This window comes from Candidatus Binataceae bacterium (assembly GCA_035294265.1).
Taxonomy (GTDB): Bacteria; Desulfobacterota; Binatia; order Binatales; family Binataceae; genus DATGLK01.
On sequence record DATGLK010000008.1, the window covers coordinates 1 to 20,777 of the forward strand.

A 20,777-nucleotide genomic window follows, 5' to 3' on the forward strand; every position below is an offset into this window, starting at 1 on the left:
AGCACAAAAGCTAGGGTTAATGCGTAGGGGATACACCAAGGCGCGGCGCGCCCAATGCCGCTTTCCATCTCCGCCACCTCCACATCCCGGGCACGCCTGCCCGCGTGCCGGTGCCGCCGACAAAACTGCACTAAATTATCGACGTAATCGGCCTGCTACTGCAATAGATAGGTACAATTGGCCATGCTTTCGAAATTTGTCCTCGTACTCGGGGGGATGCAGCGAAACGGGCTAGAAACGATCCGCCGTCCAGTACAGGGACTGTGGCGAGCTGGCCAGTTCAATTAGGCGCCGTTGGGCCTCTTCAGGCCGCACGCCCAGGCGCGCGCCAATGCGCTCGGGCAGTAGGACGCGCCACATGTACAGACGGTCACTGTGATGCATCAAGCTGACGCCAGCCTGGACCAGCCCTTGTTCTAGCTTGCTATCGTGAGCCGAATGGGTGACCAGCAGTCCAGTGGGCTGACTGGGATTAGCGGGTGCCAAGGCAGAGCAGGCGCCGGAGCCTAGGCCCCGCGCGGAGCCGTTGGCGACTTCACCCAGATGCTTGAATAGCGGTAGCAGCGAGGCCTGGTCGCCGGGCCGGCAGCCGTATTCCATCACCATTGGATAATCGAAAAAACGCATCGCGCGCGCGTAAGCGCGGACGTGCGTAGCGGTGCCGCGAACCACGAAGTATTCGTCGGGATTGCCAGCATACTGTAGGTTCCCCAGCCAGTAGCGCGAATCGCGGCACACGGTCAAATCGCAGCGACCGCTGTATTCCTGGTAAACTTCCATCACCCCGGCGAGATCTCGCCCCGGAGCGAACAGCGCCAGGTCGTCCGGCGCTGAGGAGCCTGGGATCGAGGCGAGATTGAACAAGGGGGTGAACTGCCGTTCGGCTGCTTCCCACCCAAAGCGCTGATAGTAGTCGGTGCGATCGGTGAAGAGCAGCGACAGTTCGAAGCCCTCGTCGACCATCCGCCGCGCGGCCAGCTCGAGCAAAGCCGAAGCTAAGCCCTGCCGGCGGTGGGAGGGGCTGGTGTAGACCGAACCGATCCCGCCCAGCCTCACTGGCTCGCCAGCCAGATTGATCTGGCGATCGAAAATCTGCAGGGTAGCGGCGATGCGGTGTCCCTCTTCGGCCACCAGGCAGAAGTCGTCTCTAAAGGCGGGATCGTGATGATTATAGCGCGCAAAAAAGTCGCGATCATGGTACCACTCGGCCAGTAAATCGAGGACCTGATCTCGTTCGCTGGGCCGCGCGCTACGCAATAGCATCGATTATCGAATTATTGAATGTTGTAAGTGAGGGTCACCGGCTGTCCCCCGCGCTCGACTTCCATCGAAATGTTGCTCGCGTTGCGTAGCGTGTTGAACAAGGCGATGGCTTGGGTCGGATCGTTCAAAGGCTGGCCATTGATTGAGGTGACCACGTCGCCGTCCTGCAGCCCCATCTGTTGGAACAGTGAACCGCTCTGAATCTCGGATAGGCGAAAGCCGTCGGTCTGACCGCCGGCCAAGTTGGGGACAGCCCGCATCTGAGTAAAAAGCTGGCCTAGGTTCTGAAGGTTACGCTGCACGGCGCTGCGGTCGATCACATAGTTATTTTTGCCCGCCGGATGGACGTCGCTTCGCAACAAACGGCCGGGAAAGCCGCGCCGAAGGCCCTGCATCGGTTGCGCCTGAGGCATCCCGTTGCTGGGTATCTCGAGCGCCACCAGCTTACCGTCGTGATTGATCAGGACCCGCGCCTTTTCGACTTTCACCAACGGTCCGGCGTTGGGAATGGTCTCGCCCAAGCGGTACAGGTTCTGCTCGCGTGTAGCTTGATCTTCGATAATCGCAAAGGGTTTCGATTTGCTCAAAAGCGAGGTGCCGGTCAGAGTCAGATGCAGGTCCATGACCACGGGCGCGACGGGCGCGGGCGGCGGTTTGTAGGCGTTGAAGATATCGCGCTGGACCACCAGTTCGTAGACGGCGCGGGTCAGGGCGCTGGCTGGTAATGGCTCTTCAAGGGCGCTACTGGCCGCCGGCGGCAAATTGAAATGGGCTGCGACAAGCTGGTTGACGCCATGCGCGGCGAAGTAGGAACAACCTGCAATCAACGCAAAGTTGAGCGCGACTACCGATTTCTCAGAGATGGCAAACCGCACTTAAGCCCACTCCTCATTGTCGTACGATGTGCCCGCGACCAGCCGTCCAAAATCGTAATTCCACGGTCCTTTCCAGCGCCCCACCACCAGCGAGGCCGGATTGTGGCCGCCGCGCACCAAGTCCAGCGTGCGCAGCAGGTATATGCTCTCATTGTCGCCGCGCGCATTCAATGCGCCCTGGCGGCTCAAGCCGGACATGGCAATTTCTAACAACTCCAAAGCCAGATCGCGCAAACGGATACCTGCCAGCCGGGTTTCCAGCCCTGCCTTGTGAGCCAGTGTAGTGAGCGCCCAGCGCTGCTCCGGACTCCAACGCTTGACCAGATCCCAGGCCGCCAGGGTGCAATCGAGATCATAGAGCAGTCCCTTGCACAGGGCGGGGAAGGCCAACATCAGGGCCGGCGGTTGGCTGTCCGGCGTACGCAATTCCAGATAGCGCTTGAGTCGGGCCTCGGTAAAGATCGTGGTCAGATGGTTGGCCCAATCTTCCATGGTGGCCCGAGCACCCTCGAATCCGCGATCCAGGAACTGGCGAAAGCTCAGCCCCGGCGGGCGCGTCAGATCCAGGTAGCGATGGTCGCGGATGATGAAATACATCGGCACGTCCAAGGCATACTGGGCATAGTCCTCGAAGCCCGCCTGCTCGTTGAAAACGAAGGGTGGGATCCCGCAGCGGTCGGGATCGGTATCCAGCCAGACCCGTCCGCGAAAGCTGAGATAGCCGTTAAGCCCGCCGTCGCTCAGGGGCGAGTTGGCAAAGATCGCATAGAGCAACGGCACGATCCCCATTGCCACCCGCAGCTTGCGCATCGCGTCCGCTTCGTCGCTGTAATCGAGGTTGGCCTGGACCCCGGCAGTCTGCTTCATCATTCGCTGCCCAAGACCGCCGCGCCGAGCCATGTACGGATACATTATGCGATAGCGAGTCTTGGGCAGCAGCTCGATCTGATCCAAACGACTGCGCGGCTGCATCCCCAGACCCAGCAGTGCGACGTCCAGGCCGCTGGCCACTTCGCGCAGTTGTGCCACATGCTGGCTGAATTCCGCATAGGCGCAGTGGATGTCGACGCATTGCTCGCCCGAAAGCTCGATCTGGCCGCCAGGCTCCAAGGTGATCGATGAGTTTGGCGCCTTGAGCGCCAGGATGCGGCCTTCTTCTTCCTCGGGCTGGTAACCGTAGCGATCGGCCAGCCGGCGCAGAATTTCCTCGGCGCCGCGCGGGCCGGAAAAGGGGATCGCGTAGCCACTGTCGGCGAAGACCGCGACCTTTTCGTATTCCGTCCCGATCCGCCAATCCTCACGTGCCTTGGCGCCCTCGGAAAAATAGCGGATCAAGTCCGCGATGCTGCGGATTTCTTCGCTCATCAGCCCCTTCAGGGGGTGGCCCCGCTCCCCCGTGCCAGTTGCGGCTATCATGGCCATCGAGCGCGCCAGAGGCAAGCCAGCCCCGCGCTCGCGGTTGTTTCTGGGCGAGTTAGTGACTTAAGGTGCCAAGCAACGCACCAAGCGCTGGCGGGAAGAGTGTCTATGGCTTCTTTGGTGATGGCTATCGATCAGGGTACTACCGGCACCACCGTGCTGCTCCTGGATGATAACGGCAAGCTGGTAACGCGCGCCTACGGTGAAATCCGTCAGTACTATCCGCGGCCGGGATGGGTCGAGCACGACGGTGAAGAGATCTTTGCTTCGGTGCGCGCGCTGGCCGCTCGTGCCCTGCGCCAAGCGCGCGCGCGGGCAAGCGACATTGCCGCCATCGGCCTGGCCAACCAGCGCGAGACTCTGCTGGTGTGGGATAAGACCAGCGGCCAGCCGGTGGCGCCGGCCATCGTCTGGCAGTGCCGGCGCAGTGCGGAGATCTGCCGAGAGATGAGAGCCCACCAAGATGTAATTCGCCGGCGCACCGGGCTATTGCTGGATCCCTACTTCTCGGCCAGCAAGCTCAAATGGCTGCTTGACAGCTCTCCCTTGCTGCGGCGGCGGGCGGCACGCGGCAAGCTGTGCTTTGGCACCATCGAAAGTTGGCTCATTTACCGCCTATCGGGCGGCCAGGTCCATGTCTCCGATTATACCAACGCTTCGCGCACCTTGTTGCTTAATTTGCGTACCCGTCAGTGGGATCCCGTGATGCTGGATCTGTTTGGGGTACCGCCCGAGATGTTGCCCAAAGTGGTGCCCTCGCGCGGGCCGTTGGCGGAAACCGCGGCCGGGATGATCGGGGTACGCGCGCTGCCGATCGCAAGCGCGATCGGAGATCAACAGGCGGCGCTGTTTGGCCTGGACGCCGTGAGCGCGGGCGATACTAAAGTGACTTATGGCACCGGCGCGTTCATGCTGATGCATACCGGGACGCGGTTGGTTACCTCTCGCAACCGCCTGCTGACCACGCTGGCCCTGGGTCCGCAGGGCGAGCCGGCGGCGGCGCTGGAGGGCTCCATCTTTGTCGCTGGAGCGGTCGTGCAATGGCTGCGCGATGGCCTGAAGTTGATCAAACGGGCAGCAGATACCGAACGTTTAATCGCCAGTGCCAGCCCCAACGCTGACCAGACCTATTTCGTGCCCGCCTTCGTTGGTTTGGGCGCGCCCTGGTGGGATAGCGAAGCGCGCGGTGCCATCGTGGGCTTGACCCGTGGCACCACCGCGGCGGACATCGTGCGTGCTGGGGTGGAAAGCATCGCCTACCAGGTCGCTGACGTGCTGAGCGCGATGGAGCGCGATTGCGGCAAGCGAATCGTCCGGCTGCAAGCTGACGGGGGCGCGGCGGCCAACGATTACCTGCTTCAATTCCAGGCCGACCTGCTGGGCCGCCCGGTGCAACGCGCGAGCTTGCTGGAGGCGACTGCCGCGGGCGCCGCCAAACTGGCCGGCATGGCCTGCGGGCTGTGGCCCGCACCGCCGCCCCTAACAGAGGCGAAGGTGCGCCGTTTTCTTCCGCGCATCAGCAGCCGCGAGCGTACCCGACGCGTGCGGGGCTGGCACGCCGCGGTGGGTCGGATCCTAACTCAACCGCCGCCGACAAAGTAGCCGATGTATCCTCCGGTAAGCTCGCCGATGCTGGGGCTGCTGGCGCTGTTGCTTATAGTGCTGGTGGCCTTTATCGAAATCGGGGTGATTGAGTATGCCTACGCACGCCTGGGCATCTCCCACCGTGCGATTACATCTTTGCTCCTGCTCACTATCGCTGGCAGCCTGATTAACATCCCGGTTGCCTCGGTAAGCACTCGGCAGATGGTCGCCGGACAGACCATCTATGTGTTTGGAGTGCCCTATGTTTCCCCGCCCGTGATTAGCGTGGGCCACACGGTGATTGCGATTAACTTGGGCGGCGCGCTGATTCCTACCCTCTTGTCGCTCTATCTGCTCTTGCGCCTGGGCGGGCTGCTGCGCGCCACGCTGGCCACCGCGCTGGTGGCCGTGATCGTTCATCGCGTGGCCCAAATTGTGCCCGGCGTCGGGATCGCGGTGCCCACGCTGCTGCCCGGGATCGTCGCCGCCATGGCCGCTTGGTTGGTGGATAAACGCCGGCGGGCGTCGATCGCCTACGTTGCCGGCACCATGGGATGCCTGATTGGTGCCGATTTGGCCAATCTCGCCCGCATCTCGCAAATGCATGCGCCGATGGTCTCGATCGGCGGAGCAGGCACCTTCGACGGCGTCTTTGTGGCCGGAATTGTGGCAGTGCTGCTGGCCTAAATTCAGCCCAAAGTGGAGGTGCAGTAGGGGCATCGATGGGCCGCCAAGGGGATCTCCTTGGCGCATTGCGGACACGCCTTGGTGTTGACTACCGACGCTGGAGTAAAGCGCGCGACCAGGGCGTTGACCGGCATCACGACCAGGTAATAAACCACCGCCGCGATCATCAGGAACGAAAGTAGCGCGTTGAGAAAATCGCCAAGCATGAAGGTTGCGCCGTGAAGGTGAAAATTGACTGCACTGAAATTGGGCTTTCTGCCGGCCGCCGCGATCAGCGGGGTTATCAGATCCTTTACCAAGGCGGTGACCACGCCGTTGAAGGCCACCCCTACTACCACTCCCACCGCCATATCCACGACGTTGCCGCGTAATAGAAATTTTTTGAATCCGTCCAGCATCGGCCAGTCCTCCTGCAAGGTCATTAGCAGGGGCCGGCCCGGAGGAGAAACCAAATCAGGCTCCCCGTGGACAGCGCGGACTACAAGCGCTTGAGCGTGGTGACCACCAACCCTTTGGAATTCCAGCCTACATCGAAGGCCACGCGCGCGCCTACGCTGAGCTGCTCGAAACCCGGGGCAATGCCGCCAATTCGGGCCCCGATCACGCTGACAAAGGGAAATTTGAACCGGTATTCGCGTCCGCTATCGGAGCGCACCGTTCCCGAGTAGTCGGCTCGGCTCAACCGCACAACCTGACCACTATAAAAGTTGTCGGGAAAGCGGTCCGGATCGAATATCCCCTCGGCCATCGACTTATCCTAGAGCTTGGCCGTTGTTTAAGGCTCAGCCGGCCTGCGCCAGCAGGCGATCGAGCTCGCCGCGGTCATCCAGAGCTTTTAGTTCGTCGTAACCGCCTACGATCTCGCCGTTGATGAAGATTTCCGGCACGGTTCGTCGGCCACCTGCCCGTTCTACCATACGGGTACGTAGCTCGACATCGTCGGTGACGTCGATCTCTTCGTACTTGATCCCCTTACGGCTCAGCAGAGCCTTGGCCCGAACGCAGTACGGGCAGATTTTCTGGGTGTATACCTCTACTCGAGCCAACTCGGGGTACCTCCTTTGATGAAAGCGCTAATCCACCGCCGTTTATAATTATAGGGGCATGCCGCCCAACAGCAAAGGTAGGCAGTATGTAACCTCAAACGCCGGGACAGTGGTGAAGCTGTTGATAACGCTGGCGCTATGAATTGCGCTGAGTCGCAAGGTTGTGGGCAAGAGCCGGTTTGTCCACAGATAGTAGACTCGCTCGGCCAAGCCTGGCCAGGTGGCCTGGCTCTAAATATCGCCGGCGAACAGTCAATTAGTCCGGCTCGGGATTAATCAGCGCGGCGCTGGCGTTGCTCGTGTCCCAATCCTTGATGAGCACTCGCCGGCCGCTGATGTGCAGCCGCCTTTGCTGATAGAGCGCGATCGCCTGCGGGTAGATGCGGTGCTCCTGGAGCTGGATGCGACGGGCCAGGTCCGCCTCGCTGTCATCGGGATAAACTGGGACCACCGCCTGAACGATGATTGGGCCGTCGTCGATTCCCTCCCGGACAAAAAACACCGTGCAACCCGAAAATCTTGCTCCGTGTTCGATCGCCGCTCGCTGCACGTTGAGGCCGGGGAAGGCCGGGAGCAGGGCAGGGTGGATATTCATGATGCGGTCGGGAAAGCCCTCCAGCATCACGGGCGAGAGTAAGCGCATGAAACCGGCTAAAATTACCAACTCAACCGCGGCTTCTTCCAACGCCTCGCGCAGCCGCCGATCGAACTCCTGGCGGGAGGCGAAACCGCGATGATCGATCACCAGCGTGCGCAGTCCCGCTTCCTGGGCTCGCCGTAGCCCGGGTGCCAAGGGGCGATTGGAAATCACCAGACGGATTTCAGCTTGCAGGCGACCCTGCGCGATGGCGTCGATGATGGCTTGCAGGTTGGAGCCTGTGCCCGAAATAAGAACCCCAAGGCGTACTGGCGGCAATTGTGTGGCCATCTGAAGCGGTGGCGCGGGGGCGCGTTCAAACGTAGCTCACGCCGCGCCGCCCCCGGCTCAGCTCTCCGATAACATAGGCGGCTAGCCGGCGCCGGCGCAAATAGGTGAGCGCCGCATCGACCTCGGCGGGGTCAAAGATTGCGATCATGCCCAGCCCGAGGTTGAACGTGCGCTCCATCTCCGCCGCGCCGATCGCACCGCAGCGCTGGATCAGCTCGAAGATGGGCGGGACGGGCCAAGCGCCACGTCGTACCTGGGCGCGCAGGTTGCCCGGCAGAATCCGCGGCAAATTTTCGGGGACGCCGCCGCCGGTGATATTGGCAATTGCCTTGAGCTTGAAATCGGCGAACAGCGCCAGGACCTCCTTGGCATAGATGCGGGTGGGCCGCAGCAATTCATCACCCAGCGTGCAGCCCAGCTCCGCGACCCGCCGGTTCAGTTTCAGCTTGCCTCGCTCCAGCAGCGCCTGGCGGGCCAGCGAATAGCCGTTGGAATGCAAACCGCTGGCTTGTAGTCCAACCAGAACGTCGCCCGCGCGCAAGTGCTTGGGATCTGGGATACGAGTGCGCTCGGCTACACCCACCGCAAAACCGACCAGGTCATACTCGCCGGGCGGGTAGAGGCCGGGAAGTTGAGCGGTTTCGCCGCCTACCAGCGCAGCGCCCGCCTGCGCGCAACCGCGCGCAATACCTTTGACCAGGTCCAGCGCAACCCCGGCGCGCAGCTTGCCGATTCCGATGTAATCGAGAAAAAACCAGGGACGGCCGCCGGCGCACAAAATGTCGTTGACACACATCGCCACGCAATCGATTCCTACCGTGTCGTGCCGATCCATCAGGACCGCGATTTTCAACTTGGTTCCGACCCCGTCGGTGCCCGCCACCAGCACGGGCCTGCTTTCGGGATGGGGTAGCTCCAGCAAGGCGCCGAAACCGCCAATCCCGCCCCTGACTCCAGACCCCGGCGCGATTTTCGCTAAACCTCGAAATAGCGGCACTAGCCGTTGCTTGAGGTCGATATCAACCCCCGCGCCGCGATAGGTCAGACCCGCCGCGCTCATTGCCGCCGCCCCAGTGCGCCCGCGCGCCAGGACTTGACCCCCTCGGGGCTGACGGTTAGGCACTCCCGATAGCGGGTCAGTTCCAGGCCCGCCATCAGTTCGCGCAATTCGTAATGGCCGAGAAGAAAGCGGGGATTGCTGGGATGGCCGACCTGAGCTTGGTCGATCAGAAAAGTTTCGAACAGCAGTGCGCCCCCGGGTTTGAGCGCGCGCTTGAGCCGCGGTATCAATTGGCGGTCGAGGTAATTAATATTCACGATGAGGTCATAATAGTCGGCGGGCAGAGGATAATGCTCCAAGTCGGCGACCAGGCACTGCACCTTTTCCAAGCGCTCCTGCCGCGCGCTGCGTGCCAGGTGCTCGATAGCTGCGAGCGAAAAATCCACGGCGTGGACCCGGTAGCCGCATCGGCCCAGGAAAATGCTGTGCCGGCCCGCTCCGCAGGCCACGTCCAGGGCTAAGCCGCGGGGCAACAGGGGTAGCAGCTCCAGCACAAAGCTTTCGGGTCCGGCGCCCCGCCACTCGCGATGGCGCAGATCCCAGTCGGCGCGCTCATTCAAGCTCATAGCGCGCGTGCAACAGTCAGCACATCGACCTCCGCCGCCCCGCCCCGGCGCAGCACGCGGGCGCATTCGTTAACCGTGGCACCGGTGGTTAGCACGTCGTCCACCATCAGGATGCGTTTGCCGGCCACCGCGCCAGGATAGCGGAGGGCGAAGGCGTTGTGGATATTGCGCTGGCGACTGGCGAAATCTTGAGCGGTTTGCGGCGGAGTTGCTATCACTCGGGCCAGGACACTGGCTCCCAGCGTATAATCGCGATGGCGCGCCACCGCGGCTGCGAACAGCGCCGCTTGGTTGAAGCCGCGCCAGCGCAGGCGGGTCGGATGCAAGGGGACGGGCACGACCAAGTCGTAGCGCGGGGCCAACGGCCAGTCGCGCTGGAGCAGCTCGTGCAGCACCGCCCCCAGCGCTTGATTGGGGCCGTATTTGTGACGGCGCAAAATGGATGCCAGGATATTGCCCTCAGGCTCGGCGGAAGCATCGTAACAGGCCAGAGCGCGGGCCTGATTGAAGTAGGGCGGGTTACGTACGCAGCGAGCGCATCGCTGCCCCTGGCTGGCGCCAGCCAGGGGCAGACCGCAGGTCAAGCACAGCGGTTCGCCCGGAGGGCGGACGGTTTGCGCGCACGTCAGGCAAATGCGAGCTTGGCTTCCCGAGGGCGCCAGCCGGTTGCATCCGGCGCAGCGCAAAGGAAAGAGAAAATTAAGCCCCCACGCCGCCCAGGCTCTGGGCCGGGAAGGGGAGGCCGAAGCACCCGTCACCGCCATGATGGCATTGTTAGAAGCTGGCGCAGGCAATTTCAACTCGGGATGAAGGGACAAGGCGATGGACAAACCATTGGAGGGAATCAGAGTGGTGGATTGGACGATCTGGCAGCTCGGTCCGACCGCCACCACGATGATGGCCGATCTGGGCGCAGAGGTGATCAAAGTCGAACAGACCGGCAGCGGCGATCCAGGCCGTGGGATGTCTTCGATCGGGGGTCTCCAGGTCGATCCGGCCGGTCCCAATTTTTACTTTGAAGCCTGCAATCGCCATAAGAAAAGCTTGGCGGTTGACCTCAAGACCGCTGTCGGTCGTCAAATCGTCCATCGCCTGGTCGAGCGCAGCGACGTCTTCGTGCAGAATTTTCGCCAGGGCGTGGCCGAAAGGTTGGAGCTGGGATATGACAAGTTATGCAAACTCAATCCGCGTTTGATTTACGCCAGCGCCTCGGGTTACGGCCCCGATGGCCCCGATAGCCAGGAACGGGCTTTGGATTACCTGGGGCAGGCGCGCTCGGGTTTTATGTACTTGGCCAGTGCGCCGCCGGCGGCGATGCCGTGCTATATCGTGGGCGGAATCGCCGATCAGATGGGAGCGATTATGCTGGCCTACGGCACCATGGTGGCCTTGCTCGCGCGGGAGCGCACCGGCGTTGGTCAGCGCCTGGACACCTCGCATCTGGGCGCCATGGTTGCTCTGCAAGGGCTGACCGTGTCGGCAGCCGGTATCCAGGGGCGAGCGATGGGCACGCCCACCCGCGAGGCGGCCGCCAATCCGCTGTGGAACCATTACAAATGCCAGGACGACAAATGGATCGCTTTGGGGATGATACAGGGGGACCGTTACTGGGCTACCCTGTGCGAGCTGGTTGGACGTCCCGATTTGGTCAGCGATCCGCGCTTCGCCAACCATACCGCGCGCACAGAACATCGCGCGGCGGCGATCGCCGTGCTGGATCAGATCTTTGCCAGCCGCCCGCTGGCCCAATGGCTCGAGCTATTTCGTGCGCAGGGCGAGCTTATCTACAGCGCGATCAATCGAATCGAGGATCTGATGGACGACCCCCAGGTCCTTGCTAATCAGTACGTGGTCGAGTACGAACATCCGATGCATGGTTTGATGAAACTGGTGGGACTGCCGGTGAAATTTGGTTCGACTGCGGGCGATGCCCGCGGTCGAGCACCGGAGTTGGGGGAACACACCGAGCAGATTCTGACCGAAACCCTCGGCTACAGCTGGGACGAGGTCGAAGAACTGCGCCGAGCGGGAGCAATTTGATCGCGAAGGCGGGATGACGATGGCCCAACCACTTGATGACTGGGAACAGGTTCGTCAGCTATACATGCGCTACGCCAACAGTATCGACGAAGGCCAGATCGACGACTGGCTGGACTGCTTCACCGAGGATGCTTGCGTGGAGCATCCCGTTCTGGGGCGCCGACAGGGACGCGCCGGCCTACGCGAATTCGCCGAACAGTATCTCAAGTCTCTAGGCGGGATGAAGCCGCGCCATTTCATCACCAATGTCGCCGCCGAACTGGAAGGAGAAAACGGCACCGGCAGTTGCTATTTCCTCTACTACAAGACTTGGCACGGACGCACCGAGCTAGCGGCCGTGGGTGGTTACCGCGACGTCCTGCGCAAGGAAAATGGGCGCTGGCTGATGGCGCGACGGCGCGTCTTCGTCGATACCGGAATGACCGCCAAGAGCGAGCTGACCAAGAGCTGAAAGCGCGGTTGCCGCCAGGGCGCCATCGCTGCGCGAGCAGAGCAAGAACCAGTGCGAGCTGACGCTGTTTAAGTTGAAGCACGCAAGTCCGGCAACACTTTCCAGCTTTACATTGCCGACACCCGGCTTCACTGGGCGCGGGCTTCCTCCAGTGCCGCCGTCAAGGCGCTGACCTCCAGCACTTCGGCCATCAGCCCGACCTGCTCATCGTACACTTTGGGATCGAGCGCGGCGCGAACCTCATCTTCCAGGATGTGATAGACGGAGAGACCCAACTGGGTCTCGGCCAATGGTCCCGCGAAAGTCGGATCGCCCGTGACCACGGTGGCGGCCGCGATCGCGGCGGCCTCCGGGCTGGGCGTGCCCAGCAGCACGATCAACTGGTCGCGGCCGTACTTGGCAGCGGCGTCGATAATCGCCTGTTGGGTGCGCGGGTCCATTGCGCCTGCCGAGGTTCAAACGAAGCATTCGGTGACGACCAGGACCACCTCGGCGCCGGCGGCCTGCACGCAGGCGGCAATCGCCGGGCTGGCCACGCCGTCGCGCTCGCCGATTACGATAACTTTGGTGCCGGCAAAATTCATTATCCTTTTTCCTCCAGTCGTGGATTGCGTTCGAGCAGAAGCGACATTCCGTCCGACTGCTCGGTCATCAGGCCCAAAAACAGCGAGCCCTTGGCCATCAACATTATCCGGCGCGCGCCTTGCGACGCCATCAGGGCTCGGCGCGCGTGACCCAGGTAGCAGAAAGCCGAGGCAATATGCCCCTGGGTGGGAGCAAAACCGGGTAGGCCACGTGTGGCAATAAAGGACTCCAGGGCAGTGCGTGCCAATAACCCGCGCCGGATCGCCAGCGCGGCAATCATCCGGTAATTGCGCTCGGGCACGTTGCCGCTACCCTGGGGTTCGGTGATTTCAGGGTTGTGCAGCTCGGTGACGAACTGGTCAATGTCAGTGAGGCGCAACTCCAAACGGCTCAACGGAGCGACCAGCAGAGAGTCCAGGATCGCTTCGGTGGCCGCGCCCGAGGCAACCGGATGATGCCCCACGCAGTCCAGCCGCAGCAGCGGTGAGCGGCCATCGTCGGGCCCGATCAGCACCGCGACCGCGCCCAAAGTATCTTCCAGCACCGGCATCGCATGCTGCAAATGGCCCTGGAATTTCATTCCCAGCTTGGCCAACGAGCCGCCTCCGACCACAGCGACGTGGCCGAAGACGCCGGCCGCGACCAGGCTGGCCGCGACTACGAGGGCGGGTAGCGGGGCGGCGCAGAAGTTCTTGACGTCGGCGCCCGAGGCTTGCACGCAGCCCGCCATCTCGGCGATCGCCTTGCCCATATTGCCGCCGCCGCGCTGATAGCGATCGCCCACCGCTTCCTCGGCGCATCCCAGGACGTAATCGATACTGGCGGGAGCGAAGTCGTGATGTGCCAACAGATGGCTTAGAGCCAGCGCACCACTGGCCTTGCAGGCCAGATTCTCGGCCAGAATCGCTCCATTCAAATTCGAATCCTGTGGGTGACCGGGCGAGATGGTTGCCGCCAAACTGCCTGCGCGATAAATCGGGGTGGCGCCATTGGCCAGTGCTTCCTCCACGTTACCCGCGGCCAGCGCCAGGCGATCCAATTCCCAGGTGGCGGCCAGCGGATGGTCGCGCAGGGCCGCGGTCGCCGAGATTGCCAAGCTTGGCGCCAGGCGCACCAGCTGGAAGCGATCGGCCAGCGCCATCAGGCCGAAAAACTCCTGCTCGGGCATGATCTCGCCGTCGCGCGCATAGCGCGAGGCGCCTTGAATGAGCTGATCAAAATAGGGCCGCGGCCCCATTTCTCTCGGATGAATCGCGCCGATAAAGGCTTGATTAGGGGCATAGCCGACGACACGAGGAAAATCGCGCACGTGGTCGAGCAGGCTGGAATAAAGACTCCCATCGCGCGCAATCTCGCGGCTGGGCTTGGATCCCAACGCGATTAGGCTGGGAGTATGGGCCAGCACGGTGCTTGCGCCCAGTAGCGCGGGACGAATCATCGAATATGCACCGCCGTTTTAATATTCCTCGCTGGAGCGCCGGCCGCCGCCGAGCTGGTCGGCCGCTCCTGCCAGCGCCAAGATACGTAACTGCAGCGCTCCCGCGGCCGGCTTCAAGCTGCCGTCGGGTTGCGCAATCAGCGCCTGAGCGGCGGGCGCGGCGGCGACCACGCGCGCTATCGGCGGCAACTCCAGACGTTCCTCGTTGATACCGCAACTTACCAAAGCGTCAGCGTGAGGCGAGATGACCGTTAGCGAGCCTTCAATGCGGCCGTCGCCGCCATGGGCCCAGATCACGATTGTGCCCTTGACTCCCAATTCCTGGCAGGCTTCGTAGGTCTCCATCGCAACCGATTCGGGAATCCCGCCGCCGTATTTAGTAATGATGACACCGTCGGCGCGCAGCGCATGGCGCGCCAGACCCGAAGCGATGATCGCATTGCGCGTACGGGCTTCCTCCACTTCGGCAGCGACCATCACGATGACCCCGGTAAAGTTCAGTTCGCGGCGGTGACGACGATACAGTTCCAGCACGGTGCGATGGTTCTGTACCGTGTAGCTTTCGCTACCGAAGTTCCAGTACGGCGCCAGCACCGCGCCGTCGATTATCTCGTTGGGATGGAGCGCGGTGGGGATGAGCTGGCGGACATTGTCGCCGTAAAGAATCGGATCGCTGGTGGTCGGACGTTGCTGCGAGGCAATTGCAAAAATGTACGCGACTCGGGGTAAGGCCCGGCTGCGCGCAGAACTATCTTCCAGGGTGAAGAACTCCACCTCGTCGGCCCCGGCGCGCTCGGCCGCCCGGCCCAGATACACCGCCGCGCGCGCGCCCAACTCCTTGAGCGCGCGATAATAGCTGTCGCGACTCACCCCGGGAGCTGGCCGCGAACGAATGCAGATATTGGCGGTGCGCGAATAGGGGGTGAGGGCAGCCGCCTCCCCGCTCATCTCCACGGTCTTGCGGTAATTATCCGCCAAGCTGTTAAGTACCATGACGGCCGCGCCGCGTGCGACCGCGCTCACGCCGTCGCCGGCCCGTCGCAGCGGCTCCAGCAGGCCGGGGAAATTAGGCCCGGCCGGTTTGAAGCGGGGCTCGAAGACATCAAAGATGTCCGTGATACGACATTGCTCGCCGGGATTGACAATCTCTAGGTCGATTGCCTGCAGGCGCCGGTCCTGGGCCAGCAGCGCGCACAGCTCCTGGTGCGCCACCCGCAGGCATCCACCGCTAATCGCGGTGGGCCCGAACTCGGCGCGTGCGACGTGAGTCAGACGCCACTCAAGCCGCATCGGAATGCTCACCGGCGGCCAGCATCTCAAGCGCGCTCTCCAAGGTGCGCCGGCGCAGGGCGCGCTCGCCGCTTTCGTCCAGGGTTGGGTCGCCGGTGGGATGAAGCACGCTCTTGCCGGTGACGATTCGCGGCGAACCGACCATCTCTGCCACTTGGCGCATCGAGCAGATCTGCACCACCGGCACGCCCACCCGTTCGATCTCTTTGGCCAGCGCTGCGCCGCAGCGTGTGCTGGTACCTCAAGTGGAGGTGAGAATGGCGCCGTCAACCTTGGCTTCGGCCAGCCGTTGGCCGATCTGGCGACCGATCTCGCGGGCGTTGCTCAGAGCCATCCCCAAGCCGGCGGTTGCATAGACGGTTTCGTACAGGTGGGCGAAGACGCCTTCCTGTTCCAGTTCGCGCGCGGCGTCCAACGGCACCAGCCGGTTGACGTCGGCGTTGACGAACTGCGTATCGTAGCCGCCGTGGTTGACTTCCACCGCTTCGGGCGTGAGGCGGCTCAGGCCTGCGATGGAAACCGCGGTAAACCGGTCGGTGTAACCGTTAGGCATCCGTTCGGGATTTCCGCGTGCCACCAGACCGCCGTCGGTGACCAGCGCGATGGTTGATTGCGACAAGGGCCGGCGCATCGCGGCGCGTGCGACGGGGCTGAAAGTGGGCCGGCTGATTTCGCTTACAAAGGGCTGGCCGGCAAGCTTGCGCAGCAGCATATCCACGGCCCGCGTGGCGGCCTCTTGCGCGCGGATGGTTCCGCGCCGCATCCCGGCCGGGAAGCAGCCGACTTGAGCCGGATACGCGATATTCTCGCCGCGGGCCACGCGTTGCGCCAACTCGGCTATCGCATCGAGGGCCTGCGCGGTATGGCGAGCGGTGGCACCGGTGCGCACGATCAGGGTCTGAGAGCGGAACTGTTCGACCGCGGGATTTTCCTCGTACATACCGGTTAACGCAGGAATTCCGACCGCACCCATTGCGGCGCAAAGCTGGCCGCAGCTAAAGCCGTAGCGACCGGAATTGAAGGCTGGGCCAGCGATCACCATGTGAGGCCGGTAGGGTAAGATAAGCGCGCTCAGCTCGCGCGCCGTGCTCTCGGGATGGTCGGCGAAGGTGTTGTCCCCGCAAATCGCGGTGGCCACGATTGTCAGCCGCTCACCCAGGCGAGCCTGCAATTGGCGGCCCGGACCGACCGGGCCAGCTTGGATTCGTGGCTTGGCACCGGCGGCCTCTTCGCCGCCGAGCTGGCCGAAGAACTGATTTAGATAGTGTACGACTCGGATAGGTTCCATCGTCGCCTCCGGTGCCACCTGTCGATGATAGTCTCTATATTTAGTCCATTTTGTCAGCGGGCAGAACTGGCCGGCGGGCTGGCGCAATGGTTAAATCGCAAAAAAAGCGCATGGCGAGGTTTTCCGGCCCAAGCGGCAGCTCGCCCGAGGAGATGGTTATGAGCGTTCTGGACGGTCCGCGGCAGGAATGGCGCCGGATTTTGCACGAGGGGCAGGCGCGCTGGGTGCGGCCCGAGGGAGATCACTTGCGACTCCCCGACGGGCGGGAAATCGCCGAGGCGGAGGCGATTTACCTTCCTCCCTGCACGCCGACCAAGGTGATTTGCGTGCACGTCAATTTCGCCGCCCGCTTTCGCGAGCTGCACGGCAACGGCAAACCGGCGGCGACTTATTTTCACAAACCGATCAGCGCCCTTAACGTCCATCGCGGTCTACTCAACAAGCCGGCCGATTGCAAGCTCATCAACTATGAAGGCGAAATCGCGGTGATCGTCGGCAAGCCGATGCGCAATGTGGCACCAGCCGAAGCCTGGGACTATATCGCCGGCTTTGCTCCCGGCAACGACGTCGGCGTGCACGACTTTCGCGAGACCGACAGTAACTCGATGCTGCGGGTCAAGGGGATGGACGGTATGTCTCCGATCGGTCCTGGAATCGTCAGCGGGATCGATATTCGCCGCTCCCGGCTGCGCACCTATCTCAACGGACGGGTGGTGCAGGAGGACACGGTTGAAGGGATGCTGTTTGGGATCGATTACATGCTCGCCGACTTGAGCCGCCATATCACGCTGATGCCCGGTGACGTGCTTTACAGCGGCACGCCCGCCAACTCGCGGCCGATGGCAGTGGGCGACCTGGTCGAAGTTGAGGTCAGCGGGGTGGGGCGGCTGAGCAATCGGGTCAACGAGATTCCGGCACCGCCGCACAAGATAGGCCACCAGCCCACCGACTCCGATGCGGTGCGGCGGGTGGCCCTGGGCTCGGATTTCAAGCCGCGCTAGTGTCGCGCGTCGCAAAAGCCGTTACGCCCGAGAAGCTGTGGATCCTGGACAACGCCCCCACCCACCGACTTCAGACCCAGTCGCGCCTCTGAGGCCGGTCATGGGGATGGGGACCCGCCTTTCGTAAGCGGACACAGGTGCCGAAATTTTTTCCGCACCCTGTTAGCGGTCGGAGCTGGTGCGGTGCAGCAACAGCGTAACCCCGCTGCCGTCGAAGTCGGTGGGATTGCTGGCCAGCACGGGATGGTAGTCACTCAGCGTGCTGTTTTTGTCGGCCTCATAGACCACGGCGCCGGCGATTAAATAACTGGGATGGCTGGCCGTGGGCGACTCCAGCAGCGGCATCGTCCGGCCGCTGTAAAACGCCACGCCGTAATCCAGGTAGTAGAGATAGGCGGCAGACTGATCGCCTATGATGCGAGTGGCGGCCAGAGAAAAAGCCTTGAGCGAGAGGGTATCAGCGATCGCCGGGGCCACGAACAAAGCGGTAATCATGCTTAGCGCGGCCATGGTCGCAGTCAAGCCGCCGACTAACCTCAATACGCGAACGTGATCGGGACGACCGCGCATTAATAGATAGCCCACCGCGAACAGAGCTGCGATCAGCGCACCGGCCGCCCCCCAATCCTGCCTGACACCGAGGGCCAGATGCGAGGTGAAAACGGCAACTTTGATCCCACTCCAGGACAGTATCGCCGCCATCGCTTGCGGGCGTGCCAGCAAAAGTGACACGCCAAGCGAGGCTACGGCGGCGGCGCCCAAACTGAACCAAGCGGTAGCGCGGGTGAGTGCCGGCAGCCAGCGTGACGGTTTGCTACGGGAGGCTTGGGCAAGCGCCAGACCCATCGCGGCGGCCAAAGCTGGGTAGAGCGACAGTAGATAAACTCCGCGCTTGCTATAGGCGAAGCTATAAAATAACAGCACCAGCACAAACCATAGAATCAAATATCTTACACGCGGATTGCGGTAATAATCCGGAGCGGCCAATGTGGTGACCATTATTGGCACCAAAAATGTCCAGGGCAAAAAGCCGGCCAGCAGGGCGAGATCAAGATAATAAAAGGGATGGCCGTGACCGCCACTGACGCCGCGATGGTACAAAAAAGTGAAGATATTTTCGGCCAGTACCTGCTTGTCGAAAAAGGCGCGTCCACCAATAACCATCGCGGCCAGATACCAGCCACCGGCTATCACCGCGACCATCGTGGCTCCGGCGGGTAAGCGCATCCGACCCAGCAAATCCGATCGTTGCTCCAGCGCGATATAGCCGGCCGCGGTAAGCGCGGGTAGTAGCAAGCCCACCGGACCCTTGGCCAAAACCGCCAGGGCCAGCGCCCCATACAGCAGCAGGCGGCGGGTGGTTAGCCCCTCGGCCATGGCAAGGAATTCGAAGAAAGCCAGCTCCATGAAGAAAGTCAGCGTCATATCGACGCGGCCGCCGACCGCCTGCTGAAGAAATTGCAGGCTGGTGGCGAGAACCAGGGCAGCGAATAGGCCGCTCAAGTCGTCGAACAGGCGGCGGACATAACCGTAACAGCATAATACCGCCATCGTGGCCAGCAGCGCCGACGGCAAGCGCACAGCCCATTCATTGAGGCCAACCACGCAGGCGCACAGTGCGATGAGCCAATGCATCAGCAGGGGCTTGGAGGGAATCTCCAACCCGGCCCGCATCGGCAAGAGCAGTGTCGCCAGCGAATGCCCCTTGATCATGTCCAGCACGGTAACCGCTTCGCGCGCTTCGCCTTTGGTGTAGATCGGAAAGCCGCCCAGGTTGACAAAAAACAAGCTGGCGCAGGTGGCCAGCAGAAGCGGATAAGCCAACGACGGCGCGGCCAAATAGGAAGTCCAGATGGACAGTTGGCGTTCGCCAGCGGGCGCGAGCTCACCCTGTGCGGGCGGCGGCTGAGCGCCAGGGTCGAAGGTCGAAGGCGACAGTGCAGTCGGATCGGTCAAGGGATCTTGCAAAACTCACCACTTGAGAGCGCCAAGCGTGAAAAAGCGCTTAATCACCTAGCAAAATTCCGGGGGCGGGAAACCGGCGGCACAGCTCCCGAACCTCTTCGGCCACGCGTGCGATTTCAGTTTCGTTGTCGGCGGCGCCAATGGCGCGATCGATAAAGGCCGCGATCTGGCGCATTTCCGCCTCACCCATCCCGCGTGAGGTAACCGCCGGCGTACCCAGTCGGATACCGCTGGGGCTAAAGGGTTTGCGCGGATCATAGGGAACGGTGTTGTAATTGCAGATCAAGCCGGCCCGATCCAACGCCTTGGCGCCGGGCTTGCCGTGCAATTTCTTGTTGGTCAAATCAATCAGGATCAGGTGGTTGTCGGTACCACCCGAAACCAGACTGAAGCCGCGCGCCAACAGTTCATCCGCTAGCACCTTGGCATTGCGCACGATTTGGGCGCCGTAGGCGCGAAAGGCGGGGGTCGCGGCTTCCTTGAGCGCCACTCCGATGGCGGCGGTAGTGTGATTGTGCGGACCACCCTGCAGGCCGGGAAAGACCGCGCGATCGATCTGTGCCGCCAGCGCCTGACGGCACAGGATCATCGCTCCGCGGGGTCCGCGCAAAGTCTTGTGCGCGGTGGTGGTAACCACGTCGGCGTCGGGCAAAGGACTGGGGTGGACGCCGGCCACGATCAAACCCGCGATATGGGAGATATCGGCCAGGAAATAGGCTCCAACCTCGCGCGCTATCTGGCCGAAGCGCGCGAAATCGAACTGGCGTGGGTAGGCGGTGGCGCCCGCGACGATGATGCGCGGCCGCTCGCGCCGAGCCATTTCAGCCACCGCGTCGTAGTCTATGCGGTGGGTTTCCCGATCCACCTGATACTGCACCGAGCGCCAGAAGCGGCCGGTTATGCTGACGTTCCAGCCGTGGGTCAGATGGCCGCCATGCGGCAGCGCCAGCCCCATTATGGTGTCGCCGGGCTGAAGCAGGCCAAAATAGACTGCCAGGTTGGCGGGCGAGCCTGAGTAGGGCTGGACGTTGGCGTGCTCGGCCCCGAACAGGGCTTTTGCGCGCTCTATGACGAGCGTTTCAAGTTCGTCGATATAGCGCTGGCCTTCGTAGTAGCGCTTGCCCGGGTAGCCTTCGGAATATTTATTGGTCAGCACCGAGCCTGTAGCTTCCAACACCGCCGTCGAAACGTAGTTTTCCGAGGGGATTAAGCGCACACTCTCGAGCTGATAGCGCTCTTCCTGTTGAATCAGCCGATAGATGTCGGGGTCGATTTGTCGCAGATGTTCCAT

The 20,777-nt window shown here is 62.4% G+C and carries 21 protein-coding genes; 5 read left to right on the forward strand and 16 right to left on the reverse strand.

Annotated features, from left to right (window positions below):
• Positions 1–231 precede the first annotated feature (231 nt).
• Genes VKV28_00810 through VKV28_00820 form a run of 3 tightly spaced genes read right to left on the reverse strand, consistent with a single transcriptional unit; the run spans position 232 to position 3,503 of the window.
• Positions 232–1,263, reverse strand: coding sequence for a GNAT family N-acetyltransferase (locus VKV28_00810; GenBank protein ID HLH75319.1), 1,032 nt, complete (start codon positions 1,261–1,263; stop codon positions 232–234).
• 11 nt (positions 1,264–1,274) lie between these two features.
• Positions 1,275–2,138, reverse strand: a complete 864-nt coding sequence (gspC, locus tag VKV28_00815) for a type II secretion system protein GspC (protein ID HLH75320.1) — start codon at positions 2,136–2,138, stop codon at positions 1,275–1,277.
• Positions 2,139–3,503: a glutamate-cysteine ligase family protein gene (locus tag VKV28_00820; protein HLH75321.1), complete on the reverse strand. Its 1,365-nt coding sequence runs from the start codon at positions 3,501–3,503 to the stop codon at positions 2,139–2,141.
• Positions 3,504–3,665: 162 nt separating this feature from the next.
• Here VKV28_00820 and glpK point away from each other — a divergent pair, with 162 nt between their 5' ends.
• Together glpK and VKV28_00830 are read left to right on the forward strand one after the other, a co-directional pair.
• On the forward strand, positions 3,666–5,159 hold the full coding sequence (glpK, locus tag VKV28_00825) for a glycerol kinase GlpK (protein ID HLH75322.1): 1,494 nt from the start codon (positions 3,666–3,668) through the stop codon (positions 5,157–5,159).
• 3 nt (positions 5,160–5,162) lie between these two features.
• Complete coding sequence (locus VKV28_00830; GenBank protein ID HLH75323.1) at positions 5,163–5,828, forward strand: DUF1614 domain-containing protein; 666 nt, start codon at positions 5,163–5,165, stop codon at positions 5,826–5,828.
• Positions 5,829–5,830: 2 nt separating this feature from the next.
• On the opposite strand, the gene mscL is transcribed toward VKV28_00830, so the two are convergent.
• From mscL to VKV28_00865, 7 genes are all read right to left on the reverse strand, one after another.
• A complete protein-coding gene (gene mscL, locus VKV28_00835; GenBank protein ID HLH75324.1) occupies positions 5,831–6,226 on the reverse strand; it encodes a large conductance mechanosensitive channel protein MscL in 396 nt (131 codons plus the stop codon).
• An 80-nt stretch (positions 6,227–6,306) separates the two neighbouring features.
• The gene (locus VKV28_00840; GenBank protein HLH75325.1) at positions 6,307–6,576 is read right to left on the reverse strand and encodes a hypothetical protein; all 270 of its coding nucleotides are present in this window, start codon (positions 6,574–6,576) and stop codon (positions 6,307–6,309) included.
• 34 nt (positions 6,577–6,610) lie between these two features.
• Complete coding sequence (gene grxC, locus VKV28_00845; protein ID HLH75326.1) at positions 6,611–6,874, reverse strand: glutaredoxin 3; 264 nt, start codon at positions 6,872–6,874, stop codon at positions 6,611–6,613.
• A 256-nt stretch (positions 6,875–7,130) separates the two neighbouring features.
• Positions 7,131–7,802 (reverse strand): phosphoribosylglycinamide formyltransferase, encoded by a 672-nt coding sequence (gene purN / locus VKV28_00850; GenBank protein ID HLH75327.1) that lies wholly within the window; start codon positions 7,800–7,802, stop codon positions 7,131–7,133.
• Positions 7,803–7,827: 25 nt separating this feature from the next.
• Positions 7,828–8,862: a phosphoribosylformylglycinamidine cyclo-ligase gene (purM, locus tag VKV28_00855; GenBank protein HLH75328.1), complete on the reverse strand. Its 1,035-nt coding sequence runs from the start codon at positions 8,860–8,862 to the stop codon at positions 7,828–7,830.
• Positions 8,859–9,428: a class I SAM-dependent methyltransferase gene (locus VKV28_00860; GenBank protein HLH75329.1), complete on the reverse strand. Its 570-nt coding sequence runs from the start codon at positions 9,426–9,428 to the stop codon at positions 8,859–8,861. The genes purM and VKV28_00860 overlap by 4 nt, the downstream gene beginning before the upstream one ends.
• Entirely contained in the window at positions 9,425–10,192 is a 768-nt protein-coding gene (locus VKV28_00865; GenBank protein HLH75330.1) for a ComF family protein, read from the reverse strand. The genes VKV28_00860 and VKV28_00865 overlap by 4 nt, the downstream gene beginning before the upstream one ends.
• 58 nt (positions 10,193–10,250) lie before the next feature.
• On the opposite strand from VKV28_00865, the gene VKV28_00870 reads away from it, so the two are divergent.
• Together VKV28_00870 and VKV28_00875 are read left to right on the forward strand one after the other, a co-directional pair.
• A complete protein-coding gene (locus VKV28_00870; protein HLH75331.1) occupies positions 10,251–11,468 on the forward strand; it encodes a CoA transferase in 1,218 nt (405 codons plus the stop codon).
• Between the two features lie 19 nt (positions 11,469–11,487).
• Entirely contained in the window at positions 11,488–11,919 is a 432-nt protein-coding gene (locus tag VKV28_00875) for a nuclear transport factor 2 family protein (protein ID HLH75332.1), read from the forward strand.
• A 128-nt stretch (positions 11,920–12,047) separates the two neighbouring features.
• On the opposite strand, the gene grdA is transcribed toward VKV28_00875, so the two are convergent.
• Genes grdA through VKV28_00895 form a run of 4 tightly spaced genes read right to left on the reverse strand, consistent with a single transcriptional unit; the run spans position 12,048 to position 16,520 of the window.
• Entirely contained in the window at positions 12,048–12,503 is a 456-nt protein-coding gene (grdA, locus tag VKV28_00880) for a glycine/sarcosine/betaine reductase complex selenoprotein A (GenBank protein ID HLH75333.1), read from the reverse strand.
• Entirely contained in the window at positions 12,503–13,942 is a 1,440-nt protein-coding gene (gene grdC / locus VKV28_00885; protein HLH75334.1) for a glycine/sarcosine/betaine reductase complex component C subunit beta, read from the reverse strand. The genes grdA and grdC overlap by 1 nt, the downstream gene beginning before the upstream one ends.
• Positions 13,943–13,960: 18 nt before the next feature.
• The gene (locus VKV28_00890; protein ID HLH75335.1) at positions 13,961–15,232 is read right to left on the reverse strand and encodes a glycine/sarcosine/betaine reductase component B subunit; all 1,272 of its coding nucleotides are present in this window, start codon (positions 15,230–15,232) and stop codon (positions 13,961–13,963) included.
• Entirely contained in the window at positions 15,222–16,520 is a 1,299-nt protein-coding gene (locus tag VKV28_00895) for a glycine/betaine/sarcosine/D-proline family reductase selenoprotein B (GenBank protein HLH75336.1), read from the reverse strand. Before VKV28_00895 ends, VKV28_00890 begins: the two co-directional genes overlap by 11 nt.
• A gap of 158 nt (positions 16,521–16,678) precedes the next feature.
• On the opposite strand from VKV28_00895, the gene VKV28_00900 reads away from it, so the two are divergent.
• Positions 16,679–17,521: a fumarylacetoacetate hydrolase family protein gene (locus tag VKV28_00900; protein ID HLH75337.1), complete on the forward strand. Its 843-nt coding sequence runs from the start codon at positions 16,679–16,681 to the stop codon at positions 17,519–17,521.
• 162 nt (positions 17,522–17,683) lie between these two features.
• On the opposite strand, the gene VKV28_00905 is transcribed toward VKV28_00900, so the two are convergent.
• Together VKV28_00905 and glyA are read right to left on the reverse strand one after the other, a co-directional pair.
• Positions 17,684–19,489: a glycosyltransferase family 39 protein gene (locus VKV28_00905; GenBank protein HLH75338.1), complete on the reverse strand. Its 1,806-nt coding sequence runs from the start codon at positions 19,487–19,489 to the stop codon at positions 17,684–17,686.
• A gap of 37 nt (positions 19,490–19,526) precedes the next feature.
• The gene (gene glyA, locus VKV28_00910; GenBank protein ID HLH75339.1) at positions 19,527–20,777 is read right to left on the reverse strand and encodes a serine hydroxymethyltransferase; all 1,251 of its coding nucleotides are present in this window, start codon (positions 20,775–20,777) and stop codon (positions 19,527–19,529) included.

Excerpts from the sequence above, each read along its gene's own strand:
- VKV28_00810 (HLH75319.1), bottom strand. The coding sequence starts at position 1,263 with ATGCTATTGCGTAGCGCGCGGCCCAGCGAACGAGATCAGGTCCTCGAT.
- VKV28_00820 (HLH75321.1), bottom strand. The coding sequence starts at position 3,503 with ATGAGCGAAGAAATCCGCAGCATCGCGGACTTGATCCGCTATTTTTCC.
- glpK (HLH75322.1), top strand. The coding sequence starts at position 3,666 with ATGGCTTCTTTGGTGATGGCTATCGATCAGGGTACTACCGGCACCACC.
- VKV28_00830 (HLH75323.1), top strand. The coding sequence starts at position 5,163 with ATGTATCCTCCGGTAAGCTCGCCGATGCTGGGGCTGCTGGCGCTGTTG.
- mscL (HLH75324.1), bottom strand. The coding sequence starts at position 6,226 with ATGCTGGACGGATTCAAAAAATTTCTATTACGCGGCAACGTCGTGGAT.
- VKV28_00840 (HLH75325.1), bottom strand. The coding sequence starts at position 6,576 with ATGGCCGAGGGGATATTCGATCCGGACCGCTTTCCCGACAACTTTTAT.
- purN (HLH75327.1), bottom strand. The coding sequence starts at position 7,802 with ATGGCCACACAATTGCCGCCAGTACGCCTTGGGGTTCTTATTTCGGGC.
- purM (HLH75328.1), bottom strand. The coding sequence starts at position 8,862 with ATGAGCGCGGCGGGTCTGACCTATCGCGGCGCGGGGGTTGATATCGAC.
- VKV28_00860 (HLH75329.1), bottom strand. The coding sequence starts at position 9,428 with ATGAGCTTGAATGAGCGCGCCGACTGGGATCTGCGCCATCGCGAGTGG.
- VKV28_00865 (HLH75330.1), bottom strand. The coding sequence starts at position 10,192 with ATGGCGGTGACGGGTGCTTCGGCCTCCCCTTCCCGGCCCAGAGCCTGG.
- VKV28_00870 (HLH75331.1), top strand. The coding sequence starts at position 10,251 with ATGGACAAACCATTGGAGGGAATCAGAGTGGTGGATTGGACGATCTGG.
- VKV28_00875 (HLH75332.1), top strand. The coding sequence starts at position 11,488 with ATGGCCCAACCACTTGATGACTGGGAACAGGTTCGTCAGCTATACATG.
- grdC (HLH75334.1), bottom strand. The coding sequence starts at position 13,942 with ATGATTCGTCCCGCGCTACTGGGCGCAAGCACCGTGCTGGCCCATACT.
- VKV28_00890 (HLH75335.1), bottom strand. The coding sequence starts at position 15,232 with ATGCGGCTTGAGTGGCGTCTGACTCACGTCGCACGCGCCGAGTTCGGG.
- VKV28_00900 (HLH75337.1), top strand. The coding sequence starts at position 16,679 with ATGAGCGTTCTGGACGGTCCGCGGCAGGAATGGCGCCGGATTTTGCAC.
- glyA (HLH75339.1), bottom strand. The coding sequence starts at position 20,777 with ATGGAACATCTGCGACAAATCGACCCCGACATCTATCGGCTGATTCAA.